The 24,518-nt window shown below is 34.2% G+C and carries 26 protein-coding genes and 1 tRNA gene; 9 read left to right on the plus strand and 18 right to left on the minus strand.

The genetic code is table 11. The features are described from left to right. Positions 1 to 52: 52 nt before the first annotated feature. Positions 53 to 143: transfer RNA gene (locus CKF54_RS03050), tRNA-Ser, on the minus strand. A gap of 249 nt (positions 144 to 392) precedes the next feature. Between CKF54_RS03050 and rsmD the strand changes: the two genes are divergently transcribed. The 4 genes from rsmD (at position 393) to CKF54_RS03070 (ending at position 5,554) form a co-directional block, all read left to right on the plus strand. After that, a complete protein-coding gene (gene rsmD / locus CKF54_RS03055) occupies positions 393 to 1,070 on the plus strand; it encodes a 16S rRNA (guanine(966)-N(2))-methyltransferase RsmD (protein WP_119524814.1) in 678 nt (225 codons plus the stop codon). A gap of 62 nt (positions 1,071 to 1,132) precedes the next feature. Continuing rightward, positions 1,133 to 2,527, plus strand: coding sequence for a tRNA dihydrouridine(20/20a) synthase DusA (gene dusA, locus CKF54_RS03060; RefSeq protein ID WP_119524815.1), 1,395 nt, complete (start codon positions 1,133 to 1,135; stop codon positions 2,525 to 2,527). Positions 2,528 to 2,600: 73 nt separating this feature from the next. Next, positions 2,601 to 4,850: a bifunctional 23S rRNA (guanine(2069)-N(7))-methyltransferase RlmK/23S rRNA (guanine(2445)-N(2))-methyltransferase RlmL gene (gene rlmKL, locus CKF54_RS03065; RefSeq protein WP_119524816.1), complete on the plus strand. Its 2,250-nt coding sequence runs from the start codon at positions 2,601 to 2,603 to the stop codon at positions 4,848 to 4,850. 8 nt (positions 4,851 to 4,858) lie between these two features. Continuing rightward, positions 4,859 to 5,554, plus strand: coding sequence for a riboflavin synthase subunit alpha (locus CKF54_RS03070; protein ID WP_119524817.1), 696 nt, complete (start codon positions 4,859 to 4,861; stop codon positions 5,552 to 5,554). Positions 5,555 to 5,608: 54 nt separating this feature from the next. Here CKF54_RS03070 and CKF54_RS03075 read toward each other — a convergent pair whose 3' ends face one another. The 4 genes from CKF54_RS03075 to ffh form a co-directional block, all read right to left on the minus strand. Beyond that, the gene (locus CKF54_RS03075) at positions 5,609 to 6,982 is read right to left on the minus strand and encodes an anti-phage deoxyguanosine triphosphatase (protein WP_119524818.1); all 1,374 of its coding nucleotides are present in this window, start codon (positions 6,980 to 6,982) and stop codon (positions 5,609 to 5,611) included. 76 nt (positions 6,983 to 7,058) lie between these two features. After that, positions 7,059 to 8,183, minus strand: coding sequence for a S1C family serine protease (locus tag CKF54_RS03080; RefSeq protein ID WP_119524819.1), 1,125 nt, complete (start codon positions 8,181 to 8,183; stop codon positions 7,059 to 7,061). Positions 8,184 to 8,395: 212 nt separating this feature from the next. Further along, complete coding sequence (locus CKF54_RS03085; RefSeq protein WP_119524820.1) at positions 8,396 to 9,916, minus strand: DEAD/DEAH box helicase; 1,521 nt, start codon at positions 9,914 to 9,916, stop codon at positions 8,396 to 8,398. Between the two features lie 58 nt (positions 9,917 to 9,974). Then, positions 9,975 to 11,363, minus strand: a complete 1,389-nt coding sequence (ffh, locus tag CKF54_RS03090; protein ID WP_119524821.1) for a signal recognition particle protein — start codon at positions 11,361 to 11,363, stop codon at positions 9,975 to 9,977. Between the two features lie 610 nt (positions 11,364 to 11,973). Here ffh and CKF54_RS03095 point away from each other — a divergent pair. Together CKF54_RS03095 and CKF54_RS03100 are read left to right on the plus strand one after the other, a co-directional pair. Beyond that, on the plus strand, positions 11,974 to 13,254 hold the full coding sequence (locus CKF54_RS03095; RefSeq protein WP_119524822.1) for a hypothetical protein: 1,281 nt from the start codon (positions 11,974 to 11,976) through the stop codon (positions 13,252 to 13,254). An 8-nt stretch (positions 13,255 to 13,262) separates the two neighbouring features. Further along, the gene (locus tag CKF54_RS03100) at positions 13,263 to 13,655 is read left to right on the plus strand and encodes a TerB family tellurite resistance protein (RefSeq protein WP_119524823.1); all 393 of its coding nucleotides are present in this window, start codon (positions 13,263 to 13,265) and stop codon (positions 13,653 to 13,655) included. 190 nt (positions 13,656 to 13,845) lie between these two features. Here CKF54_RS03100 and rpsQ read toward each other — a convergent pair whose 3' ends face one another. The 11 genes from rpsQ to rpsJ are packed head-to-tail and all read right to left on the minus strand — an operon-like array spanning position 13,846 to position 18,858. After that, positions 13,846 to 14,103, minus strand: a complete 258-nt coding sequence (rpsQ, locus tag CKF54_RS03105; RefSeq protein ID WP_119497236.1) for a 30S ribosomal protein S17 — start codon at positions 14,101 to 14,103, stop codon at positions 13,846 to 13,848. Beyond that, positions 14,103 to 14,267 carry a 50S ribosomal protein L29 gene (gene rpmC, locus CKF54_RS03110; protein WP_119524824.1) on the minus strand — a complete coding sequence of 55 codons (165 nt, stop codon included), beginning with the start codon at positions 14,265 to 14,267 and terminating at the stop codon, positions 14,103 to 14,105. The genes rpsQ and rpmC overlap by 1 nt, the downstream gene beginning before the upstream one ends. 5 nt (positions 14,268 to 14,272) lie before the next feature. Continuing rightward, on the minus strand, positions 14,273 to 14,683 hold the full coding sequence (rplP, locus tag CKF54_RS03115) for a 50S ribosomal protein L16 (protein ID WP_119524825.1): 411 nt from the start codon (positions 14,681 to 14,683) through the stop codon (positions 14,273 to 14,275). A gap of 15 nt (positions 14,684 to 14,698) precedes the next feature. After that, a complete protein-coding gene (gene rpsC / locus CKF54_RS03120) occupies positions 14,699 to 15,427 on the minus strand; it encodes a 30S ribosomal protein S3 (RefSeq protein ID WP_119524826.1) in 729 nt (242 codons plus the stop codon). A gap of 9 nt (positions 15,428 to 15,436) precedes the next feature. Then, positions 15,437 to 15,781: a 50S ribosomal protein L22 gene (rplV, locus tag CKF54_RS03125; protein ID WP_119524827.1), complete on the minus strand. Its 345-nt coding sequence runs from the start codon at positions 15,779 to 15,781 to the stop codon at positions 15,437 to 15,439. Between the two features lie 14 nt (positions 15,782 to 15,795). After that, a complete protein-coding gene (gene rpsS / locus CKF54_RS03130; RefSeq protein WP_119524828.1) occupies positions 15,796 to 16,074 on the minus strand; it encodes a 30S ribosomal protein S19 in 279 nt (92 codons plus the stop codon). Positions 16,075 to 16,102: 28 nt separating this feature from the next. Beyond that, a complete protein-coding gene (gene rplB / locus CKF54_RS03135) occupies positions 16,103 to 16,924 on the minus strand; it encodes a 50S ribosomal protein L2 (protein WP_119524829.1) in 822 nt (273 codons plus the stop codon). A 16-nt stretch (positions 16,925 to 16,940) separates the two neighbouring features. Further along, on the minus strand, positions 16,941 to 17,246 hold the full coding sequence (gene rplW / locus CKF54_RS03140) for a 50S ribosomal protein L23 (protein WP_119524830.1): 306 nt from the start codon (positions 17,244 to 17,246) through the stop codon (positions 16,941 to 16,943). Next, positions 17,246 to 17,857 (minus strand): 50S ribosomal protein L4, encoded by a 612-nt coding sequence (gene rplD / locus CKF54_RS03145; RefSeq protein WP_119524831.1) that lies wholly within the window; start codon positions 17,855 to 17,857, stop codon positions 17,246 to 17,248. Before rplD ends, rplW begins: the two co-directional genes overlap by 1 nt. A gap of 17 nt (positions 17,858 to 17,874) precedes the next feature. Further along, on the minus strand, positions 17,875 to 18,510 hold the full coding sequence (rplC, locus tag CKF54_RS03150; RefSeq protein ID WP_119524832.1) for a 50S ribosomal protein L3: 636 nt from the start codon (positions 18,508 to 18,510) through the stop codon (positions 17,875 to 17,877). Between the two features lie 33 nt (positions 18,511 to 18,543). Next, on the minus strand, positions 18,544 to 18,858 hold the full coding sequence (gene rpsJ, locus CKF54_RS03155) for a 30S ribosomal protein S10 (RefSeq protein ID WP_119524833.1): 315 nt from the start codon (positions 18,856 to 18,858) through the stop codon (positions 18,544 to 18,546). Between the two features lie 770 nt (positions 18,859 to 19,628). On the opposite strand from rpsJ, the gene CKF54_RS03160 reads away from it, so the two are divergent. Together CKF54_RS03160 and CKF54_RS03165 are read left to right on the plus strand one after the other, a co-directional pair. Then, positions 19,629 to 20,750 carry a hypothetical protein gene (locus CKF54_RS03160; protein ID WP_119524834.1) on the plus strand — a complete coding sequence of 374 codons (1,122 nt, stop codon included), beginning with the start codon at positions 19,629 to 19,631 and terminating at the stop codon, positions 20,748 to 20,750. A gap of 298 nt (positions 20,751 to 21,048) precedes the next feature. Continuing rightward, positions 21,049 to 21,855, plus strand: a complete 807-nt coding sequence (locus CKF54_RS03165) for a ProQ/FINO family protein (protein ID WP_119524835.1) — start codon at positions 21,049 to 21,051, stop codon at positions 21,853 to 21,855. 229 nt (positions 21,856 to 22,084) lie between these two features. Here the strand turns inward: CKF54_RS03165 and rpsT are convergent, their stop codons facing one another. Both rpsT and CKF54_RS08130 read right to left on the minus strand, forming a co-directional pair. Continuing rightward, positions 22,085 to 22,369, minus strand: coding sequence for a 30S ribosomal protein S20 (rpsT, locus tag CKF54_RS03170; RefSeq protein ID WP_119524836.1), 285 nt, complete (start codon positions 22,367 to 22,369; stop codon positions 22,085 to 22,087). 498 nt (positions 22,370 to 22,867) lie between these two features. Then, entirely contained in the window at positions 22,868 to 23,011 is a 144-nt protein-coding gene (locus CKF54_RS08130) for a hypothetical protein (RefSeq protein ID WP_222987490.1), read from the minus strand. 85 nt (positions 23,012 to 23,096) lie between these two features. On the opposite strand from CKF54_RS08130, the gene sstT reads away from it, so the two are divergent. Continuing rightward, positions 23,097 to 24,338, plus strand: coding sequence for a serine/threonine transporter SstT (gene sstT / locus CKF54_RS03175; RefSeq protein WP_119524837.1), 1,242 nt, complete (start codon positions 23,097 to 23,099; stop codon positions 24,336 to 24,338). Positions 24,339 to 24,518: the final 180 nt, after the last annotated feature.

A 24,518-nucleotide genomic window follows, 5' to 3' on the forward strand; every position in this document is an offset into this window, starting at 1 on the left:
AACCACTCGACCATTCCTCCAGAATTCTGGACGCAAAACAAAAATAAAAAAGTGGCGGAGGAAGTGAGATTCGAACTCACGGATGGCTACAAACCATCGCCGGTTTTCAAGACCGGTGCCTTAAACCACTCGACCATTCCTCCGGATTATTTTTTTGTTTTACTGTAATCAACGAGTGCTATTATAAACAATTAATAAATCTTTGTAAACACTTTTTTAGAAAAAATTTAAAAATTCTTAGCAATTACTTGATTTTTATTTAAAATAAATTTGCAATTTTTTGCTACAAATTGACTTTAAAAACTTCCGCAGCTGTAAAATTATTATCTATTTTTTCAGTTTTAAGGTATAATTTTCTTTTTACCTGAGTAGATTTACAACTTAATTTTGATATGACAGAAAAGAAATCAACCTTACATCAAAATGCCAATAATAAAGGCTTTATATATCTTCAAGCCGGAGCTTTAAAAGGCAAAAAACTCGAAGTTATTATGAGTCCGGGTCTTAGACCAATTGGCTCACGTGTAAAAGATGTCTTCTTTAACTGGATACAATTTGAAATTAAAGGACGAAAAGTTTTAGACTTATTTGCAGGGTCTGGTGCTTTAGGTTTTGAAGCTCTATCAAGAGGCTGTAGTAGCTTACAAATGTATGAGTTTAGTAAAAAAGTCTACGATCGTTTAATTCTAAATTATCGTAGTCTAAATCTAGCTTCTCTAACTAAAGCCTACGGCATATCTCCACAAGTAAAAATTAATATGGCTGACTCTTACTCTTTGGTTAAAAAACCATCTGCAGTTAGCTACGATTTAGTTTTTCTTGATCCTCCTTTTATGCAAGAGCATGAACTTGAAGTTTTAACAGATTTAGCAAATAATCACTTTTTAGATGAGCAAGCTTTAATTTTCTTACAACTTGATGGCGCCTATAATGGTCTTTTAGATAATTTAGATCCTCGCTTTAAAGTTTTAAAAGAAAAGAAAATTGGGAATGTCTTTATCTATCTCTTAACTTACTCAGTTGAAAAAAATAAAACTTTCACTTTGATAGATGAATATCAAATTATTTAGTTAGTTTTCGCTTAACTAAGTTATTTAATAATTTAGTAGCAACTTCTCAATGGTCTGTCGTGATGGCAAATAAAAAACCAGATTTTTATGATCAACGTTTTTCTGTAGCTCCAATGTTAGATTGGACTACAAGACACTGTCGAGTATTTCATCGTAGTTTAACTAAGCGTGCAATCCTCTACAGTGAAATGGTTACTACCGGAGCAATTCTCTTTAGTAAAAATGATTACCTTTTCTTCCGTCCAGAACACGAAGGTAAAGTTATTTTACAACTAGGAGGTTCTGAGGTTGAACATTTTGCTCAAGTTGGTAAATACTTACAAAAAAATAAAAATAAATATCCATACTATGGAGTTAATATTAATGTAGGTTGCCCTTCGCCTCGCGTTTCAAGTGGCAACTTTGGCGCTTGCTTAATGCAAGAGCCTGAATTAGTTGCACAATGTATTGACGCTTTTTCAACCTACTGTGATATTCCGGTTTCTGTAAAGACTCGTATTGGTATTGATGATATTGAAACTTTTGAATTCCTTGAAGACTTCATTCTTCCCCAAGTGGAAGCTGGAGTAAAAGATTTTACTATCCATGCTCGTAAAGCTTACCTTCAAGGCTTATCTCCAAAAGAAAATCGTGAAGTTCCTCCATTAAATTATCAACGAGTGTATGATTTAAAAGGAGAATATCCTGATTTAAATATCACTATCAATGGGGGCGTAAATAGTTTAAAAGAAGCGCTTGAGCACCTTAAATATGTTGATGGTGTTATGATGGGGCGTGAAGCCTTTAATAACCCTATGACTCTTTTAGGCGTAGACGCAATTCTTTTTGATGACTATAAAAACCCTTTCTCAAAATACAATCGTATTTTTGATGATAGTTTTACTACTGATAAAGAGTATATTTTAAATCCTGAAAAAGTAAACTTCTATACAAATACTTATTCAGGCTTTGAAAACCGTTTAAAACAATCGGTTGCCGGTGGCTTTGATGTAATGGGGTCTTATAATCCGTTAATTGAAAAAATGGATTTCCTCCTTGCTGAAATCTCTGACTTTGGCGATAAACGTTTCTCATCAGCGCTTGAAGAAAAACGTCAATTTGCTTTTGAAACCTTACATAACCCACGTGAATATAGAGCACATGCTCCTAAATCAGAAATAACTGAAGTAGCGCGCTTTAAACGTGCACAACAGTTAGCTGCTGGTTTAGCAATGTTTGAAGCTGTTGACTCTTTACGTGATTATTGGAAAGAAGAATATGCTAGAGGTGTAAGTATTATTCACCTTTTCAAACCTATCTTAGGGGCTTTCAATGGTTTCCCAGGTGCTCGTCAATTTAGACGTTATCTTTCAGATAACGGTTGTCGTGCAGATTCAAGTATAGATGTTTTACTTTACAGTATTGATTTAATGTATGACAAATACATGCAATACGTTGAAAGTTCAGCAGAACTATAATCTTATTTCTTACACCTAAGCCTTAAGGTTTAGGTGTTCTTTTTCTTTTTGTCCCATTAATGGAATTTTATCTATGACCCATCATTTTTTCATTAGCTGTCAAATCGGTTTTGAAGAGATGGTTAAAAATGAACTTGTTCATTTACTCTTAGCAAAAAGTCAACTTCTGGATCCAACAGCAGATCCTATTCCAGTTAGCTGGAATCATCAGGCTTATCAAACAACTAATTCATTAATTGAACAGCATGACATAAAAATAAAAGTTGGTGGCGTAAGCGCAAAACTTGAACTTTACCAAGCCTATCAATTTATTTTATGGTCACGTATTGCTTCACGTACTTTATTAGTTTTAAATTCAACTTATGTTGAGCAAGAGTTTGACCTTTACAACGCTGTCTATAGCCAAAATTGGTTAAATATCTTACATTCTGACTTTAGCTTTAAAGTTAACTTCAATGGTTCTAATCAGTTTCTTAAAAATACACAATTTTCAGCATTACGTGTAAAAGATGCTATTGTTGATTATTATCAAAATAAAAACTTACCACGTCCAAATGTTGATACTGAAGAGCCTGATGTCCTAATTGATTGTCGCTTACATAACAATCAATTACAAATTGCTTTAGACCTAACCGGAAGCATGAATAAGAGATACCGTAGTCGTGCTGGCTTTGCTCCGATGAAAGAAACTCTTGCCGCTAATTTAATTTTACGTTCAGGTTGGGATAAAACTAGTCCTGTATATAATCCAATGTGTGGTTCTGGAGTACTCGCAATTGAAGCTTGTTTAATTGCTTTAAATATCGCTCCTGGTTTATATTGTAATCACCATCTTGATTACTGGGTTGGTCATGATCTTGATACTTGGATTAAGATTAATAAGCAAGCTAAAGCTTCACGTGTTATCCCAAAAGATTTTAAAGTTTATGCTTCGGATAACGATAGAACAGTACTTATTGTTGCTAAGCAAAACGCAGAAGCTGTTGGGGTAGAAGATTATATTGAATTCACTAACTGTGAAGTTAATGATTTAGAGCGTCAAGAGCAAAGCTCTACAGGTTTAGTAATTGTAAACCCTCCATATGGGGTACGTCTTTCTAATGAGAGAGCTCTTTACAATACTTACCATACTTTAGGCAGTAGATTAAAATCTCTTTTCCCTGGCTGGATTGCGGGCGTTATCTCTTCTTCAAGTAAATTACTTGATGTAATGGGTTTAAGTGCTAATCGAAAATGGAATATAAAAAATTCTAACCTTGAGTGTCAATATAGAGTTTACTCTATTAATACTAAAGAAAAAGCTCCTAGCAAAGTAGAGATTGATGATAATGCTCAAGCTCTATACAATCGTTTAAATAAAAACGCTTCACGCCTTAAGAGCTACTTAACTCGTAATAAAGTTGAGAACTATCGCCTCTATGACGCTGATATCCCTGAATATAACGTAGCAGTAGATGTGTATACCGATATTGAAGACAACAAAAAATACTATGTTGTTCAGGAATATGCTGCCAATAAAAACATTCCTCTTCATAAAGCGGTTAAGCGTAGTTTACAAGCTTTAGCTATGGTACAAAAGTACGCTGAAGATCAAGTAAAAGGTCAATACCAACCTATGGTAATTGATAAACTACGTGAACGCCAAAAAGGTGATGCACAGTATAATCGTATTCGCAAAGAGGGCTTAGAGTTCTTAATTGATGAATATGGTTGTAAATTTAAAGTAAACTTATCTGATTACATTGATACTGGTATTTTCTTAGATAACCGTGAGTTAAGATACTTCTTACGTTCTTTAGTTATCCCTAACAAAACTAAATTCTTAAACTTATTTAGTTACACTTCAACTGCAACCATGCATGTAATTAAAGCACAAGCTGCATTTACTAAATCTGTTGATATGAGTAATAATTACTGCTTATGGTCAGCTAAAAACTTTAAGCTAAATAATATTCGTCCAGACAATCATAAAATTGTTCAGGCTGATGTTTTAGCTTGGTTAGAAGCTGCACAAACTAATAACCAAGAATGTAATAATTACAATTTAATTTTCTGCGATCCACCTACTTTCTCAAATAGTAAACGTATGGATGGTACCTTTGATGTTCAGAGAGATCACATTCCATTAATCGAGAAAATTGCTAAACTGCTAACCTCTCAAGGTCAACTTGTTTTTTGTAATAACAAACGTGGCTTTAAACTTGATAATCAAGCTTTAGAAGATTTAGGTCTTATTGCCCAAGATATTACACAAAAGACTATGCCTAAAGACTTTGAAGGTAGTAAAATTCACCAAGCTTGGTTAATTAAGAAAAAAATCTAAGGACTTTTATGTTTACAGGAATAGTTCAAGAAGTAGGGACAATCTATTCTCTAGAAGATAAAGAAAATGCTCGTTCATACAGCGTAAAGCTACCTTTACTTTTTTGCCAAGGTATTAATATTGGCGATTCTGTAGCTAATAATGGTTGTTGTTTAACAGTTGTTAAATATCAATTCTTTCATTTAGGCGTAGAAATTAGTCCAGCACAATTAGCTAATTTACAAGAAGTTGCAAATTGTGATGACTCTTATGCACTTTTACACTTTGATCTAATTAGTACAACTTTAGCGCTAACTAATCTAAGCGATCTTCAAGTCGGATCACAAGTAAATATTGAGCGTAGCTTTAAAGTAGGTGCTGAAGTTGGTGGACATATTATGTCAGGTCATATTGACCAGAAACTCAAAGTAGTAAATGTAATAAATGAAAATAACATTTACCAAGTAGAGTTTGCTTTACCAGAGAAATTAAAACCATTTGTTATGGACAAAGGTTTTATTGGTATAGATGGTATGAGTTTAACTGTAAGTTCACTTACAGAAAAAGGTTTTACGGTTAACTTAATCCCAGAAACCTTAGCAAAAACTACAATTGCTCAACGTCAAGTTGGAGACTTTGTTAACTGTGAAATCGATAACAACACCAAAGTTATTGTAACTACCGTTAATAATTATTTAAAAAACTTGAACCTACAAGTTAATTAAACTAAAAGAGGCAACCTTTAAGGGTTGCCTCTTTTAAGTACTTAATAATTTATGCTAAAGGATATTACGACTATAGTAGTCTTCAAGTTCTATATTTGTCATACTAGCAATGTAATCGCAAATAAATCTATCTCTTTGCGCTTGACTAGGAAGCTGTAAATATGCGTCTTTGCTTCGACCTAGTAAGTAGACATTTTCTTTTATCTCAGCAAAGCATCGATTGATAATATTACACCCACGATTATTTACCCCGCGAATGTTTAAAGAACAGATTGCAATTTTATACTCTAGTTCTTTAAAGAACTCATAAATTACGTAGATCTCAGGACAAATATAAGCTTCAAGATCAAGTAATGGCTCGCTAAATTCATTTTTACGACGTACTTCTACGTGACAAGTTAAAGAGTTAACAAAATCAGAATAAGCTTTACGTCGGATAATTGTATCTTTACTAAAAAGATTATCCTCAAAGTTCTCCTTAATAAAAGCATGTTTTACTAACAGAGCAAAAGCTTCCTCAAGTTGTTCTCTCTTCGAGAACGTACTTCTTAGATTATCCCAATCCTCACGCTCAATTACTTGAATATTTACCGCATCTTCAAGATCATGGACAGCATAAGCAATGTTATCAGCTAACTCCATAATCGAACAATCAAAGCTTTTATGTAGAGTACGTGGTCGGTTATTTATCACTTCGACTCTCGTAAATCTTTCACGATCTTCTGGTGATAATGGTGCAAGCACCCAATTAAACGCTTCAACGTCGTCTTGGTAAATTCCTTTAATAACTCTAAAGCTTTTATCTTGCTTTAACTGTTCTGCATTATATCCCTCTGGAAATTCTGCAAATACATGAGGATATTTTATTACTCCCAGCAATGCTCGTCTTGTTAAATCCAAACCAAACTCTTTTGAATAATTTGCGAGACGTGTAAGTATTCTAAAGGTTTGAGCATTTCCTTCAAAGCCACCACTTTCATACATTAAACGACATAGTGCATCCTCTCCAGAATGACCAAAAGGCGAATGACCTATGTCATGAGTTAAACAAATAGATTCCATTAAAGCATCAGATGCCAAATTTTGTGTTATTAATTCACAATCTTCTTGGCTTGCTTCTCTAAAACTTTGCTTACAAAGCTTATCTAACTCTGAATAGTTTCTTCTTGCCGGATCATATTTTGCTTGAATAAAGCGTAATAAACCATTTGAAATTTGACTTACTTCAAGAGTATGCGTTAATCTCGTATGGGTTTTATCTGAATCCTCAATATTAAATAGTTGAGTTTTATGCTGTAGACTACGGAAACTATTGCTGTGGATTATACGCGCTCTATCTCGCTCATACTCTGTTCGTATTTGCAAAGTATTTGAACTTTGCACCTCTTTACCTTGCGCTGAACGACGCTCTAACCAATGTTTGTGCATTCTAACCTCTAAAGAACATTATTTAATCTTGTAGTTAAATTTAAGGCTTACTATAAATTTATAGTAAGCCTCAAATTTATTTATCTGAAATAGAACTTAACTGCACATTAAACTGCAATGTTGTTCCTTGACGATTTACACGTAATACTATATTAGAGCCTAATGGTAAACTACTAATACGACTAAAGAATTCGTTTACTTGGCTAAGTGGTTTACCGTTTAAGCTAATAACTCTATCACCAAGACGCACCCCTGCTTTATATGCAGGACCATCTGGATCAATATAGCTTACTACTAAGTAGTTGATATTATTAACATCAGTCATTAAAGTAGTCTGAATACCTACATAAGGGTGTTCAGCATAACCTTTTTGAATGATCTGATTCATAATGCCTAAAGCTTCATTTGTTGGTACAGCAAAACCTAGACCTGATACTTGCTGACCATAAGCTTGGTTTACAATCAGAGTATTAATACCAATTAAATTACCTTCGATATCAATTAAAGCACCACCAGAGTTACCCATGTTTAGAGCAACGTCAGTCTGGATTAGGTCTTGATAACCAACTTTATCAACTGTTGATCTCCCAACCCCTGAGATGATACCCATAGTTGCTGATTGACCCAAGTTTAAAGGATTACCTAATGCAATCACAACATCACCAACTTTTACATTATTGGTGTTGACATTTGTAATTGGTTTAAGAGTAGCATAGTTATTTGAAATAATTTTTAACACTGCTAAGTCTGTTAAAGTATCTCTACCAATTAATCTAGCACGGTAAACTGTTCCATCAACTAAAGTTATAGCAAAATCCGTAGCGTCAGCAACTACGTGATTGTTGGTAAGAACATATCCATCTTGAGACATGATCACCCCAGAACCATAAATATTTACTGTATCATTACGGTTTTGCAATTGAGCATACACGTTAACAACAGAAGGTGAAACCTTTGCAATTGCAAGGCTAAACGAAATAGATCTATCTCGTAATTCTGACTCAGGAATGTGTGAGTTCACACTTTCTACTTTAGGTTCTAGATAACTTGGAAGATCTGCTATAACTTTGATTGGAGTTTGTTCCACTACAGCAGATGGTTTATTACTGATTAATTTGTAGATATACACTAGAGAGAAAGCACTAGCTATTCCTAAAACTAAAAATGCTAAAAATGTTATTGCTGTCTTGAGTGTATGCATATTAGATTTCTATTATAATCGCTTATACCTTAATTACTAACGCTTAGGTTAGCAAATTGCTAAGAAAAAACTTATAAATTTCTAGAAAGATTATCTTCTTAATAGCCCATTATACTACAGTTTATCCGATTTTTATTAATCTACCTAATAAAAATTATAACTTTTTTATGAAAAATTTTAGTCATAAAAGTAAGCAGGCTAATTTTACTTATTTAAAGTGCCTTTTCTTTAAATTTCTTAGGATAACCTTTATTCTTTTGACGATCTTTACGGTTTTTTACTTTAGGTTTTTCAGTTTTAGCGGTTTTCTTACTTTTATCTTTAATTTTAACCTTTGCAGAGCCCTTTAAAGCATCTGGACTTACAGAAGTAGTTGGTTCTAAACCTGGGAAAACCTTAGCACTAATTACTACTTTCATAAAGCGCATAGCTTTACCTAAGTATTTATAATCGTGAGCTTGTACTAAACTAATCGCAATCCCTTTTTTACCAAATCTTGCTGTACGTCCAACACGGTGCATAAATGTAGCTCCGTCATATGGCATATCATAGTTTATAACGGCTTTAACATTTTCGATGTCAATACCACGAGCTAATAAATCTGTAGTTACCAGAAGATTTACTTTACCGCTCTTAAATAAACCTAAAGCTCTCTCACGCTCTTCTTTAGACATTTCCCCGTAAATACCTGTAGCTCTTAAGCCCATTTTACGATTCATTAAGAACTTAGTTAAAGGTTGTACGGTGTCTGCTTTACGAACAAAGATAATCACTTTATCTAAGTTAGCTTCTTGTAAGATGCTAGCTAGCAATTCTTTCTTATGTTCAATATTATCAGCATGATAGTAATATTGAGTTAGAGTATTTTTCTCAGCTCTAGAATGTGAGCCTTTTACTGTAATTGGATTATTTAAAGCAATTTTACTAAATAAATCTACAACTTTTTGTTCAAGAGTTGCACTTACTAAAACAGTATTCTCACGTCCAATTAGATGCTGATTAATTTTAAAAATATCTTCACCAGCACCCATTTCTAGTAAACGGTCAGCTTCATCAAGAATTAATAATGAAACTCCAGTTAAGTCAATGTCTCCATTAACACTTAGTTGTTTTACTAAACGTCCAGGAGTTGTAATTACTAACTGATGATTTGCAAATACTTCGTAAGCCTCTTCATTACTTTTTTTACCTTCTTGGTTATTAATATCACCAATAAAAGTAGCAACTTTATAGTAAGTATTTGCTAGTAGTTGTTTTGCTAAAGTTTCAATTTGTAAAACTAAGTCGCGTGTTGGTGCAACCACTAATACATTGCACTTTTGTTCTTTAGTTAGAGGAGTTGCTAAAAGTCTTTCTACTGCAGGAATTAAGTAAGCTAAAGTTTTACCTGTACCAGTCTCTGCTGAGATTAAAACATCATTGCCCTCAACAATTAAAGAAATTGCTTTAGCTTGAATATCTGTTGCTCTGAAATAATTATTTGCGTAGAGATTTTTAGTTAACTTCTCTGGTAAGAAAAAGTTGGCAAAATCACGATCAACTTCACCTAAAGCTTGACGTTCTGCCTTTTCTTTAGCCTTCTCTTTCTTTTTCTCAACAACTAACTCTAGAAGTTTTTTGTCTAGTTTTGGTTGTTTAAATTTTTTCTTTTTCTTTGCAGTTGATAAAGAAGAGTTTTTTTCATCTTTTTCTTCTTTAGTTACTGAAGAAATAATATCTTGTACGTTTACCATGTGAGTAAAAAATGAAGAAGAACCCTCATATTAAAAAACGAGGGCTCTTGGAATTTAATTAGAATGGTTTACGACCTCGTCCAAACATATTAGCTAAGCCACCTAAACCACCTTGTCCCATTAGTTTCATTAAGCTACTTAAACCACCATTTGAGAACATAGATTGTAGTTTTTTCATTTGCTCAAACTGAGTTAACAGCTTGTTGATTTCACTAACAGGTTGGCCACAACCTTTTGCAATACGTAACTTACGAGAATTTTTAATAATTTTTGGATTACGTCTTTCTTCAGGAGTCATAGATTGAATAATCGCACGACTAATTCTTGTTTTATTATTAATTTCGTCTTCGTTGATATCAATCTGATTTTGTAATGCTTTAGCACCTGGAAGTGAAGAAAGCATTGAAGAAACGCCACCCATCTTATCCATCATCTCGGTTTGCTCTAAGAAATCTTCTAAATCAAACTCTTTTTTGTTGTTTAGAAGTTTACGTGAGCGTTCCATTTGCTCTTCGGTAACTTCGTTTTGTAATTTTTCAATATAAGTGATCATGTCACCCATATCTAAAATACGATTCGCAATACGATCTGGATGGAATGCTTCTAAGGCATCAGTTTTCTCACCAACCCCTAAGAATTTAATAGGTTTACCAGTGATTTGACGAATTGATAAAGCAGCACCACCACGAACATCACCATCTAACTTAGTTAAGATAACCCCTGTTAAAGGTAAAGCTTCGTTAAATGCTTTTGCCGTATTTGCAGCATCCTGACCTGTCATAGCATCAACTGTAAATAATGTCTCGATAGGTTTAATTGCCGCGTGAATAGCTTTAATTTCGTCCATCATTGTCTCATCTACGTGTAAACGACCCGCAGTATCGACAATTAATACATCGTAATAACCTTTTTTAGCTTCTTGTAAAGCTGCAGTAGCAATGTCTACTGGATTTTGTCCCACTTGAGATGGGAAAAAGCTAACATCTACAGCAGAAGCTAGAGTTTCTAATTGTTGAATCGCTGCTGGACGGTAAACGTCGGCAGATACAACTAAAACTTTTTTCTTATTCTGTTTTAAGAATTTTGCTAATTTAGCTACAGAGGTAGTTTTACCCGCACCTTGTAAACCTGCCATTAAAACAACAGCTGGTGGTTGCGTACGTAAGTTTAACTCTTCGTTTTTATCACCCATAGCTTTAATCAAGCTCTTATGGATAATATCAATAAAAGCTTGTTCTGGGTTTAAACGAGGGTTTACTTTAGTACCAATAGCTTCTTCTTTTACTTGATCTAAGAAAGATCTTACTACAGGTAAAGCTACATCGGCTTCAATTAAAGCACGACGTACTTCTGAAAGAGCGTCTGCAATATTGTCTTCACTTAAAGTACTTTTACCTGTTAAACTTTTAAATGCTTGTTGTAACCTATTCGTTAAATTATCAAACATGAAAATTCCTTTTAGTTTTTGAGTGAGTAGTTTGCTTGGTAGAGTAGCTAAGGACAATCTGCAAACTCAAAAAATTTTACTAGACAATTATACCATATTTATCACTGAAAATCGTCTATATATCGAGTTTATCCTTAGTAAATTGTCGATAAAATCAAACTTTTACTCTTCTTATCTCAACCGCTTAATATGGACTACATTTCTTCAGCTTCACATCAAAAACAGGATATGAAAAAACTTTCACGATGAGTAAATTCATGGTAGTAAATTTATTAGAAAATAGAGGCATTGATTTTTAACAAGCTATCGATAGTTGTTGCTAATAAGCCTAGGATATTTTTGTTACTTAGCAATCAGAAAAAATGTTACTAAATTGCTAACAGAATAAAAGATTTAGGTTACAAAGCATTTTAAAACACCCTAAAAAACAAAGGTATAAAGCAAAATATGCTATAAGTAATTTTCCTAAAAAGCCCTAGATGTTATATAATAAGGGGTAAAGTTTTATAAACTAGAGAATACAGCTACAATGCCTTTTCAACGTAAAAAAAGCATTTATGACCGATTAGGAATTCGAGCTTATGTTATTAACAATGAGGAGTTATTGGAAATGCCTACCCATAAGATAGCTTTTATAAGTAGAGATGATAATCCTCAGGCTAGAGATGTAATTAAACAGCTTTTTAAAGGCAAACCTAATCTATACTTTAATAATTTAAATGAATTTCGAGCTTACGCTCAACAAAATCCGCAATATATCTATGATATCTTGCAACATAATACTCTAAGCTCAGTATTAGATCCAAACGAATATAACCAAGAAAAAGATACTATAAAGATTGGTTTTTATCTTATCTTTGATGCTTGGGAATTTGTCCATGATCAGGCTTCACTTATCCATATTACCCAGATGATTAAATATCATCTTGATGGTAAAGATGTTAGTATCCCCCAATTAATTGAACGTACGACTAGCATGGAGCATGATGCCGAAGTCGAAAAAGAAGCGGAAGAGAAAAACATTGATGTTTATGTCCTTTGCGAGTCTGGACAATTTAGATCAAGTTTAGAAAATAACATTATTCAAGCTCTAACAGCTGCTTGTGGTGATGAAGTAAGTTTTACTTTAAAAGAACCAGTTATTCGTCCACAAATACCACAAGTTGGGACTAATAACGATAAGCAAAATACTCTTTTAATTAACTTAACAGAAGCTCCTTTTGCTTTCCCACAAGTTCTACCAAATCCATTTGGTTATGTGCATGTAAATGAACAATTCTTTGCGAGCCCTGAAAAAATTGATTTCTTAACCCAACAGATGCTAGCAACCCTTGAGATCTTTACTCAAACTAACCAAAAATTTAATCCTTTAAAATTTATTCTTCCAGAGCTAATGCCTCTGTATCAACAACCTTTTGATTTAACAGTTTGGAATAATATGGCAGCGCTTAGTCCTGAAATGGAAAAACTCGTTACTACATTTAATGAGAACAAAGCTCCTCATCAAGAAAAAATCAATGTTTTAGATCCTGAAAATAAAGAAATCGTTCTAGTATTTTTAGGTACAGATGGACATGATGATCCTGAAGATTTTGTTTCACGTTTAAGCAAATTCTTTGGTGCTTTCTCTGCTAAATGCTTTAATAGAGTAGAAGAATTCTTTGACCAGCAAAAACTTTTTGACGATAACAAAGAAGTAACTTTCTGCTTCCTTGATTTTAGTAACAACGCATTTGAAAACTGTAATGGACGTGTAAAATGTGGTTTCTACGTTCACTTAGCTGATTGGAAACAAGTTAAACAAAAGAGCGTTTACAATATGTTTGTAATCTTTAAAGACTTGGTCAGCCGCGGTTTCTTAGGTCATTACATTAACTATAAATATCTCTAACAAAAAGTATGAATCTTGAAATTAATTTATTAAGTGACAAACAAAAAGCAATTATGGCTTACTTTGTTGGTAAAGTAGCTAATGCTGATGGTAACATTAACCAAAATGAAGGCAAGTACTTCTTATTAATTCATAACCTTCTAAAAAATGATTACAAACTTACAGAAGATCCTTATGATTTAATTAAAGCTGAATTTACTAATGACCATCATGTTTTTAACTTACTAAGTATTTTATTAACAACGGCGTTAGTTGATAACAATATTCACGCAAGTGAATTAGCGATTATCAAACGTATTGCTGACATCTTAGAAATTAGTGATGAAAAGTTAACGCAAATTACTTTATGGTCACAAAGAGAAGCTATTCAGCTAAATGAATACTTTAATTTTAAACTATAGTTAATTTACCCTTCAACTTTAAACTATAGATACAATAAAAAAGTCAAAAGTTCAAAATTTTAAGGTTTTGAGCTTTTGACTTTTTTACGTTCTGCAATACATAAAAGAACTCCCCAAGATTGTATCTTGAGGAGTCTTTTCTTTCGAATACTATTAAATTAAATTTATTAAATGCGTGTAATCTAAGGGATTAAACGTTTAAAGATTTTTCAACAACACGTACTAAATCAAAAGCTTTAGTTTTTGATAAAGGACGAGATTGTTTAATCTCTACTAAATCACCTTCTTTAGCAGCATTAGCTTCATCGTGAACGTGAAGTTTAGTTGTTTTACGAACATATTTACCGTAGATTGGGTGTTTAACGCGACGTTCAACAGCAACTACGATAGTTTTGTCCATTTTATCGCTCAGAACACGACCTTGTAGAGTACGAACTTGTTTAGTCATTACTTACCAGCCTTGTTTTGTTGAGTTAATAAACGTGCAACTTCACGGCGAGCTTTTTTAACTAGGTGTGTTTTCTCTAGTTGTCTAGATTTAACTTGTTGACGAAGTGCAAATAATTCACTTCTAGCTAGAACTAGCTTTTCATTTAATTCTAATTCACTCATTTTAATTACATTACCGTTTTAGTTACAAATGTAGTTTTGAAAGGAAGTTTCGCTTGAGCCTTACCAAAAGCTTCACGTGCTAATTCTTCAGATACTCCACCAATTTCGTAAAGAACTTTACCTGGTTGGATTAGAGCTACCCAGTATTCCACGTTACCTTTACCTTTACCCATACGAACAGATAGAGGTTTTTCAGTAATTGGTTTGTCAGGGAATACACGGATCCAAATTTGACCTTGACGTTTTACAGCACGAGTCATAGCACGACGAGCAGCTTCGATTTGACGAGCTGTTAAGCGACCACGACCTACAGCTTTTAAGCCGAAGCTACCGAAGCTTACTTCAGTACCTGCAGCTAAACCGCGGTTACGGCCTTTATGCATTTTACGGTATTTTGTACGTTTAGGTTGTAACATAATTCAATTTTCTCCTTATTTACGACCTTTACGTGGTGCACGTCTGTTATTGTTTCTTGGAGCTTGTTTACGTTCTGGTTTAGCTGTTTCTTTTGCAAGAACTTCTTCAAAACCACCTAAAACTTCACCTTTGAAAATCCAAACTTTAACACCGATCACACCGTATGTTGTGTTAGCTCTTGCTGTAGCGTAGTCGATATCAGCACGTAGAGTTTGTAAAGGAACGCGACCTTCACGGAACCATTCTGCACGAGCGATTTCAGCACCACCTAAACGACCTGATACTTGAACTTTGATACCGATAGCACCTTGGTTCATAGCAGTTTGGATAGCACGTTTAGCCGCACGACGGAACATCACACGACGCTCTAATTGTTGTGCAATTGATTCAGCTACTAATTTTGCATCTAAATCAGCTTGTTTAACTTCAACGATATTGATTTGGCAGTTTTTAGCACCAGATAATGCTAAAACTTGTTTACGTAATTTTTCAATATCTTCCCCGCCTTTACCGATAATGATACCTGGACGAGCAGAGTGAATGTTTAATTTAATAGCGTTAGCTGGACGCTCAATAACGATACGTGATACTGCAGCGTTAGCTAATTCTTTGTTTAAAAACTCACGAATTCTGAAGTCGTTTTCTAGAGTTTTTGAGAAATCTTTTGTATTCGCATACCAGGTTGAACTCCATGGTTTAACAATACCTAGGCGAATACCATGAGGACTTACTTTTTGACCCATTTCGTTACCTTATTTTGCGATTACTAAAGTGATGTGAGCTGTACGTTTGTTGATACGATCTGCACGACCTTTTGCACGAGGCATGATACGTTTCATTGTAGGGCCTTCGTCAGCAAAGATTGTAGCAACTTTAAACGAACCTACATCTCTTAAACCTTGGTTGTTTTCAGCATTTGCTACAGCTGATGCTAATAATTTAGCAATCATTTTCGCAGCTTTACGTGGAGTGTAGCGTAAGATGTAAGTAGCTTCTTCTACAGATTTACCACGGATTAAATCACATACTAAACGTGCTTTTTGCGCTGATGTACGAGCATTGCGTAAGATAGCACGTGATTCTAATTTGTTAGACATGTTCTATCTCCTAATTATTTTTTCTTAGCTTTCTTATCAGCAGCATGACCACGGTAAGTACGAGTAGGTGCGAACTCACCTAGTTTGTGACCAACCATTTCATCTGAAATTAATACTGGAACGTGTTGACGTCCGTTGTGAACAGCAATGGTTAACCCAATCATATCTGGGAAGATAGTTGAACGACGTGACCAAGTTTTAATAGGTTTGTGGTCGTTCGTTTCCACTGCTTTTTCTACCTTCTTCAGCAAGTGTAGGTCAATGAAAGGACCTTTCTTGAGAGAACGTGGCATAGGATTTACCTCTTTTAAGTGTTAATTATTATTTATCACGACGACGTACAATGAATTTATCAGTACGTTTGTTGTGACGTGTTTTCTTACCTTTAGTTTGAACGCCCCAAGGTGTAACTGGGTGTTTACCGAAGTTTTTACCTTCACCACCACCATGCGGGTGATCTACCGGGTTCATAGCTGTACCACGAACTGTAGGACGGATACCTCTCCAACGAGATGCACCAGCTTTACCTAATTCGCGTAACATGTGTTCAGCGTTACCTACTTCACCGATAGTAGCACGACATTCTGCTAATACTTTACGCATTTCGCCTGAACGTAAACGTAAAGTTACGTATTTACCTTCACGAGCGATGATTTGTACGTAAGAACCAGCTGAACGAGCTAATTGACCACCTTTACCTGGTTTTAATTCTACGTTGTGTACAGTTGTACCAACTGGAATAGCACGCATTGGTAAAGTGTTACCTACTTTGATTTCTACATCAGCACCTGATACGATTGTATCACCTACTTTTAAGTTTTTCGGTGCTAAGATGTAACGACGTTCACCATCTGCATATAATACTAATGCGATATTTGCAGAACGGTTTGGATCATACTCTAAACGTTCAACTTTAGCTGTGATGCCATCTTTTAAACGTTTGAAGTCAATTAGACGGTATGATTTTTTGTGACCGCCACCAATGTGACGAGTTGTGATACGACCAAAATTGTTACGACCACCAGTACGTTTTAAAGGCTCTACTAAAGCTGCAAAAGGTTTACCTTTATATAATTCAGGATTAACCACTTTTACAACGTGGCGGCGACCTGGGCTGGTCGGCTTACATTTTACAATAGCCATTTACTTAGTTCCTTCCTTACTCAACAGCAGATTCGATTTCGTTTAAGTTAGCGCCTGCAGGTAGAGTGATATAAGCTTTCTTAATATCGCTACGACGACCTTTACGGTTACCACGATATTTAGTTTTACCCTTAACATTTAACATGTTAATTGATTTAACTTGTACACCTAATACAGCTTCTACAGCTTGTGCTAGTTCTACTTTGTTAGTGCTTTTATCAACTACTAAAGTTAATACGCCTTTCTCACTTTGAAGTCTAGCTGCTTTTTCAGAGATTAGTGAGTACTTAATAACTGACTGTAAGCGTGAATTGTTAGACATTATTTTAACATCTCCTCAAGTTCTTTTACCGCTTCTTTAGTTACTAGAACTTTTTCAAAAGTTAATAGTGATACAGGATCAACTTCATCAGTTAATAGGTAACCAACTTTGTGTAAGTTTCTTGAAGCTAAATAAACGTTACTTTTTAATTCAACATCAATGATTAATGTGCTAGTGTTACCTAGGTTTAAATCATTTAGTTTTGTTACTAAATCTTTAGTTTTGTATGATTCAAGAGTTAAATCATCAACAATAACTAAAGCATTACGACGAACTAACTCAGAGAAGATGCAACGTAATGCACCCCAGTACATTTTTTTGTTAACTTTTTGGCTGTGATCTTGTGGGCGAGCCGCAAATGTCACACCACCAGAACGCCATAATGGGCCTTTACGGTCACCAGCACGAGCGTTACCAGTTTTCTTTTGGTTCCAAGGTTTTTTATTAGAACCGTTTACTTGTGCACGTGTTTTTTGTGCGCGTGTACCTTGACGGCTACCCGCCATGTACGCTACAACAACTTGGTGCACTAGTGCTTCGTTGAATGCAACATCAAAAGCTGATTCTGATACACTAATAGAACCTTGACCATTTAATAATGTTAATTCCATTTATAGTTACTCCAGACTTAAGCTTTTACTTTTACAGAAGGTTTTACAACAACGTTACCATTTTTAGCACCTGGGATAGCACCACGTACTAATAATAAGTTGTTCTCAGCATCAACACGTACTACTTCAAGGTTTTGAACTGTTACGCGCTCGTCACCCATGTGACCAGACATTTTCTTACCTTTGAATACACGACCTGGAGTTTGGTTTTGACCGATAGAACCAGGAACGCGGTGTGATAATGAGTTACCGTGTGTAGCGTCTTGAGTACGGAAGTTATGGCGTTTAACAGTACCAGCGTAACCTTTACCTTTTGAAGTACCAGTTACGTCAACTTTTTTAACTTCAGCTAAGATTTCTACTGTGATTTCTTGACCAACTGCATATTCTGCTGCATTGTCAACACGGAATTCACGTAATAAACGACCAGCTTCAACGCCTGCTTTCGCAAAGTGACCTTTTTCAGGTTTGTTTAAGCGTGATGCTTTTTTAGAACCAGTTGTTACTTGAATAGCGTTGTAACCGTCAGTTTCTAAAGTTTTAACTTGAGTTACGCTATTTTTTTCAATTTCAATTACAGTTACTGGAATTGATTGACCTTCAGGTGTGAAGATACGAGTCATTCCAACTTTACGACCTAATAAACCGATCATTGTTTCTAATCCTCTTTAATAAACGTCAAAAAATTAGTCTAAACTGATATTAATTTCCACACCAGCAGCTAAATCAAGACGCATAAGAGCATCTACTGTCTTTTCAGTTGGCTCTACGATATCAACTACACGTTTGTGAGTACGAATTTCATATTGGTCACGTGCATCTTTGTTCACGTGTGGAGAAATCAGTACAGTAAAACGCTCTTTACGAGTAGGTAAAGGGAATGGTCCACGAACTTCTGCACCAGTACGTTTTGCTGTTTCAATAATATCCTTAGTAGACTGCTCGATTAAACGGTGATCGAAAGCCTTTAAACGGATACGGATTCTTTTTTGGTTAGACATTTAACCCAGAGCTCCAATTAATTAAAAATTTAACACATACAAATCCTTACCTCAATGTGCTAATAAAAAAACACGAGGTAAGAGTAATATTATCTCCTTCGATTGAGGAGTGTCAGATTAGCTTAAATGAATTTTACTTACTTTAAGTAAGTTCATTGACTAAATTCCAATATTACCTATATAAAGCTAACATTTACTTCATATTAAATATTAGACGCTTACGGTGAGAGACAAATAATTATTAAGTGGAAGAAAGCTCTTAACTTTCTTGTAAGCTAGTCATACCGAGGTCTAGTTATATTCAACGAACAACTCAAGGTATAGATAAGTGATTGCCTCATACAATCAAATCTTATCCGCTAATCCAGTGCAAGATAGGTTTTTATAATATTTTCCTTGCTATACGTACCATATATAGAACTCTCACGTTTAACACTATATACGGAGACACTAATATTCTTTAAAAAACTACTAGAGGTGATTCCCTTTCATCTTGAAGTACAACCACGTAATAGTAATGTCTTTTTATCTGAAATTCGATTTTCGTTTCGGATAAATATTAATATCTGCGCAAAATTATAGCATAGTCAAAAAGTAAATGCAAATGTTTTTAGATCTTTTTTAATGTAGAACATTAAAGAGAGCAATCTCGCTACTTTAAGCTAAGTTCGCCTCCTCTACATTATTGACTATCTCTAGCTTTTTTTCTAGCTTATAACTGAATTAGTTTATAATAGCAAGAAAAACAAACATATTACTAAGGCTAATTAATGAAAGTTGTTTTTATTGATAATCTACAGTTTACTTGCCCCTCTATTAAACAGGAACTACAACATCTTTTTTCTAAAGAATGGTTAGAAGACATCTACTTACAAGAAATTAAGGAAAAGCTTTTAGAGATAAACATTCCTTATATAGATGCTAACAAGATAATCTCTTTAGCAGACTATCAAAATATCCCCTATAAAAAAGAACCTGATTTTTACTCACAAGAAATTAAAGATAATGATATCTTGCGCAGCAAATACTTTTATAAGCTTTTTCAAATACTTGGCGAAGCAAAGGGTAAACAATGGCTTGATTCTTCATTTGCAGACCTTAAAAAAGAAGAGAATGCAATTTATCAAACTCTTAGCAAGAAAAAAGACAACCTAAAAGAAAGTAAAGAAGTTCTTGAGCAGATTTACTTAAACACCTTAAGCGATCTAGATTTACTCGCACGCAAAGATGAATGGGTATTACTTTTAGATAAGCATGCAATCCTCAATCCTGAATTCTTTGAAAACTTAAAACGTTTTACTAAATACAAGATTACTCCAGATGTTATCTGTTTAAGCGAACCTACACATGAACAAGCTTTAACTAACTTTTTAGTAGATCTTGCACAAGATCAACAAGCTGAAGCTAAGTCAGATTTAGATGAGCTATATCGCCATACAGCAGAACATCTAAATAAAGGTAATAAGATCGCTGATCTTTGTAAAATTATCTTTGAGCCAAAATATCGTCCAGAGTTTGATTATAAGTTTGCTTATGCTTTTTATACCAAACCTCTCAATTCTTACTTTTTTGTAAAACGCTATGACTCTAGCTTTGCAACTAGTGCTTTTTTAATTAGACTTAGCACTATGCAAACGGTTGGTAAAAAAGCAACTCTTGATCGTCTGGCTAATGATATTTTTACTCTAGCTTTAGGTAACTCTACCCCTGATATTGCTTTTGTAAGACCATCTTGGGCATTAGCCCCTAATCTTGAAGCAAACCTAGTTAAACTTCCGCAAAATCCTATTTTCCGTTATTTTGATAGCAAAGCCCGCGGATTTACTAGCTATTTTAGACAATTACGTCTTACAGCAAGTCTTGATAGCGATAACTTTGATAATTTAAAATAAGCGATTTTTGTGATCTATTACTCTTTTTTAGAAAAAAGTTTCACGTTTTGCTATTTTTAATAAAAAATTGATATACAAATATATCTTTTATTTGTATAATGTACTTAAGTGCGACTCCAAAACATTTGTTCAATTAAACTTCTAAACTAAAAGTTTGAGAAGTTTTCTAAGGAGTTTGAGTTATTTTAGTTAAATTAATTTACTTAACTCATTTTTACTTACATAAAACAATATACATTAAACTCACTTAAACCTATTTATAAATAGGCAAGGCACTTACACCTAGGGATTAAAAAACATGTCAGAAGAAAAAAAATCATTCACACCAAGAGCAAATGTAACAAGACGCTCTAATAGCACAACTGTTGGTGGACGTCGCTTTGGCACTAGCGCTCCACGCGGAAATGGTAAACCATCTTTTGGTAATAAACCAAACCAATCACGTGGTAACTTCCGTAAACCAGCACAACGCAAACCTCTTACAGAACAAGAAAAAAGAATTCTTGAAGAGAAAAAAATTAAACGTCAACGTTTAGATGAAACTTATGAAGTTCTACACGCTAAATTCCCTAAGGCAATTGATCGTGAAAACATTAAGCCATTAGCGGTAGACGTTCATAAACAATTATTTGAATTAACTACTGAAGACGGTCCATTACGTAAATCTGCTATTCGTCAATTCTTAGCTAGCTACATTCGTAATGATGATTACCACGCAGCTGCGTTAAAACACAAAAAACGTTTTAACTTAGAAGGTGAAGCTGTTGCTGATATTGATGAAGCAGAACTTCAATACCACCGTCAGAACATGAGAAAGAAAGCTCCTGTTCGCAAACCAGCATTTAACAAAAAACCAGGTTTTGGTGCAAGAAAACCAGGCGCACACAATCGCCAAGGTGGAGCTCGTCGCCCAGGTAACAATGACGACAGAAGAAACTTTAAACCAAACAACCGTTTCACAGCTTCATTCACTGTAGGTCAAAAAGTTATCGCTGGTGAAAACCGCGCTGGTACGGTAAAAGAAGTTATCGGTGACCGTGTAAGAGTTACTTTAGATAACGGTATTACTTTATTATTTGCGGCAAATCAAGTTCGCAAAGCTTAATTTACTATAAGTAAAGAGCCTTACTCAAACAGAGATTAAATAAAAATCCCCCTATGTAAGTTTTACATAGGGGGATTTGCGCATTTGCACTTTTGCCCAAACAGGAAAATAACAGACAAACGAAATAAGGGAGTAGGTAATTGTTAACCTACTCCCTTATTATTTTGTTAAATCACTTGCATATTACAAGTAAATTCAACCCGTGATATCAAAATATCAATTACACTGATTAAGCTTGTTCAGCTAATGCAGCCTCAGCAGCACGGATACGAGCTACTAATTTAGATTTGTGGTTAGCTGCTTTGTTAGCGTGGATTAAGTTTTTAGAAGCCATACGGTCTACAACTTTTTGCATTTCCACGAATGCAGCTTTAGCTGCGTCGATATCTTTAGCTTCAACTAAAGCGTATACTTTTTTGATGTGAGTACGCATCATTGAACGTAAAGATTGGTTGTGTTTACGACGTTTTTCAGATGTAATTGCGCGTTTTTTAGCAGATTTGATATTAGCCACGTTAGAACTCCAATATATTAAATAAAAAAATTAAAATGAATACATATAGGAGACACTCTATATGACTTTTTATATCGAGATCGAGAGTATTATACAATAATTGTCTATTGATTTCTAGAATTTATTTGTAAAAATTTTCTATCCCGCTTTTAAAAAGTTTTAGACCTTTTTGACTATATTTTTACCACTAGCGAAGTTTTTTCGATTATAATTTATTTTTTCGTTCTTATTATTTTTCGCTTTTTACTTAATTTAAGATAAAATTAAAAAGGTGGAAAAATAATTTTAGGAATTTTTCCTTAATTTAGACAGTTGAGACAGTATATATATAACCGTCACTTTCAATTTAAGTACAGCAGGGATAAACTTTTGCTACATTTAAAGCTTCTTTAGCTTATAGGTTTATCACCTAATCTTAATCCCCTCCGTTGTATGGAAGACTTATGATTAAAAATGCTGTCGATAGAGTTTTAAGTAATTTTTTTACGTGCTGTAACTCTATGTACGCATCGTCGGGTAAATTGGAAGCTTTTGCATTAGCGCAAAGAATAAGATCTTATCACTCTCTTGATGTTTATATAACTTAACCGTTATATGTAATGTATCGGCTGTTGTTTGTGTTAACGGCTTTTTTTCGCACATACATTTTTATAAAGATCCTTGTTCATTTCGCAGTTTAAATAACTATTTTTTAATAATTATTTTCTGTTTACGAGGTAATTCACTAATGTTAAAGCCTATTTCATATTTATTTCGTGGTAGCCTGATTTTGCGAATTCTAATCGCAATTATTTTAGCCCTAGGCTTCTACTATATTGCTCCAGTAGTTTCTTCTCATGTTGCTATTTTAGGGCAATTATTTATTACTTTACTACGCTCTATAGCTCCTTTCTTAGTATTTATTTTACTAATTGCTGCTATTATTAAAGCTGATTCTGGAACAAACAAAATCATCAGAGCTATTGTTATTACCTATATAGCAGCAACTCTTATTTCTGCATTAATTTCAGCTAGCATCACTTTACTAGCTCCACCTGTAAAAGTTAGTTTAGTTGGTATTGACGCTTCAAGTATTCAACTAGCTAAAGAAGAAAGTGCTTTACAGGTTCTTCAAACTCAATTCTTACGTATGTTTGAAAACCCAATCAAAGCTTTAGTTGAGTCTAACTTCTTAGCATTACTAACTTGGTCAGTATTCTTTGGTATGGCTTTCCGTTTTTGTAAACAAAACGTTAAAGACATCTTATTTGAAATCTCTGACGCAACAGGTCGTGTAGTTGGTTGGATTGTACAATTAGTACCAATTGGTGTTTTTGGTATTTTCTCTGATGTACTTGTAAACCACGGGGTAGCAGAGTTATCTAAATATGCTCAATTAATTCTTTTACTATTATCAGTTTACCTAGTAATTGAATTTATTTTCTACCCAATCGTTGGCTTTATCTTTACGCGTAAAAACCCATATCCTTTATTATTTAAGTGTGTGGTAATTTCGGGTATTCCTGCGTTCTTCTCACGCTCATCAGCGGCAAATATTCCTGTTAACTTAAAAGCTGCAGATGGCTTTGGTATCCCACGTAGTGTTTCTGCTTTTATTATTCCATTAGGTGCTAATATTAGCTTAACAGCAGCTGCGGCAACTATTACCGTACTTTCAATTACTCTAGCGCAAAGTTTAAATATTGAAGTACACTTCTTATCAGCTTTACTAGCTTGTGTGGTGGCTTCTCTATGTGCTATTGGTTGTTCTGGTGTTCCAGGCGGTTCATTACTAATGATCCCAATTGCGGCTTCATTATTTGGTATCCCACCTGAAATTTCAGCACAAATGATTGGTATCGGTTTCTTAATCGGTGTTATCCAAGACTCGGTTGAAACTGCAGTAAACTCATCAGGTGATATCTACTTTACTAAAGTAGTTTCTGACTACTACGGTGTTAGTGAAGATCCTAATTACGAAAACGATTAATAATCGATTTAAGAAAAAAGTTCCTCTCATGAGGAACTTTTTTCTGTTTCAAAGTAAATTCTGCTAAAATCTCTAAATTCTGCTAAAATAAGAAAATAAAGTTATTCTCAAACATGCAATTATAAAGCATACTTTTTATTAACCACTAGTAGATTACTAGTCTTAAAAATGAGGTTTTAT

This window comes from Psittacicella hinzii, from assembly GCF_003585885.1.
Taxonomy (GTDB): Bacteria; Pseudomonadota; Gammaproteobacteria; order Enterobacterales; family Psittacicellaceae; genus Psittacicella.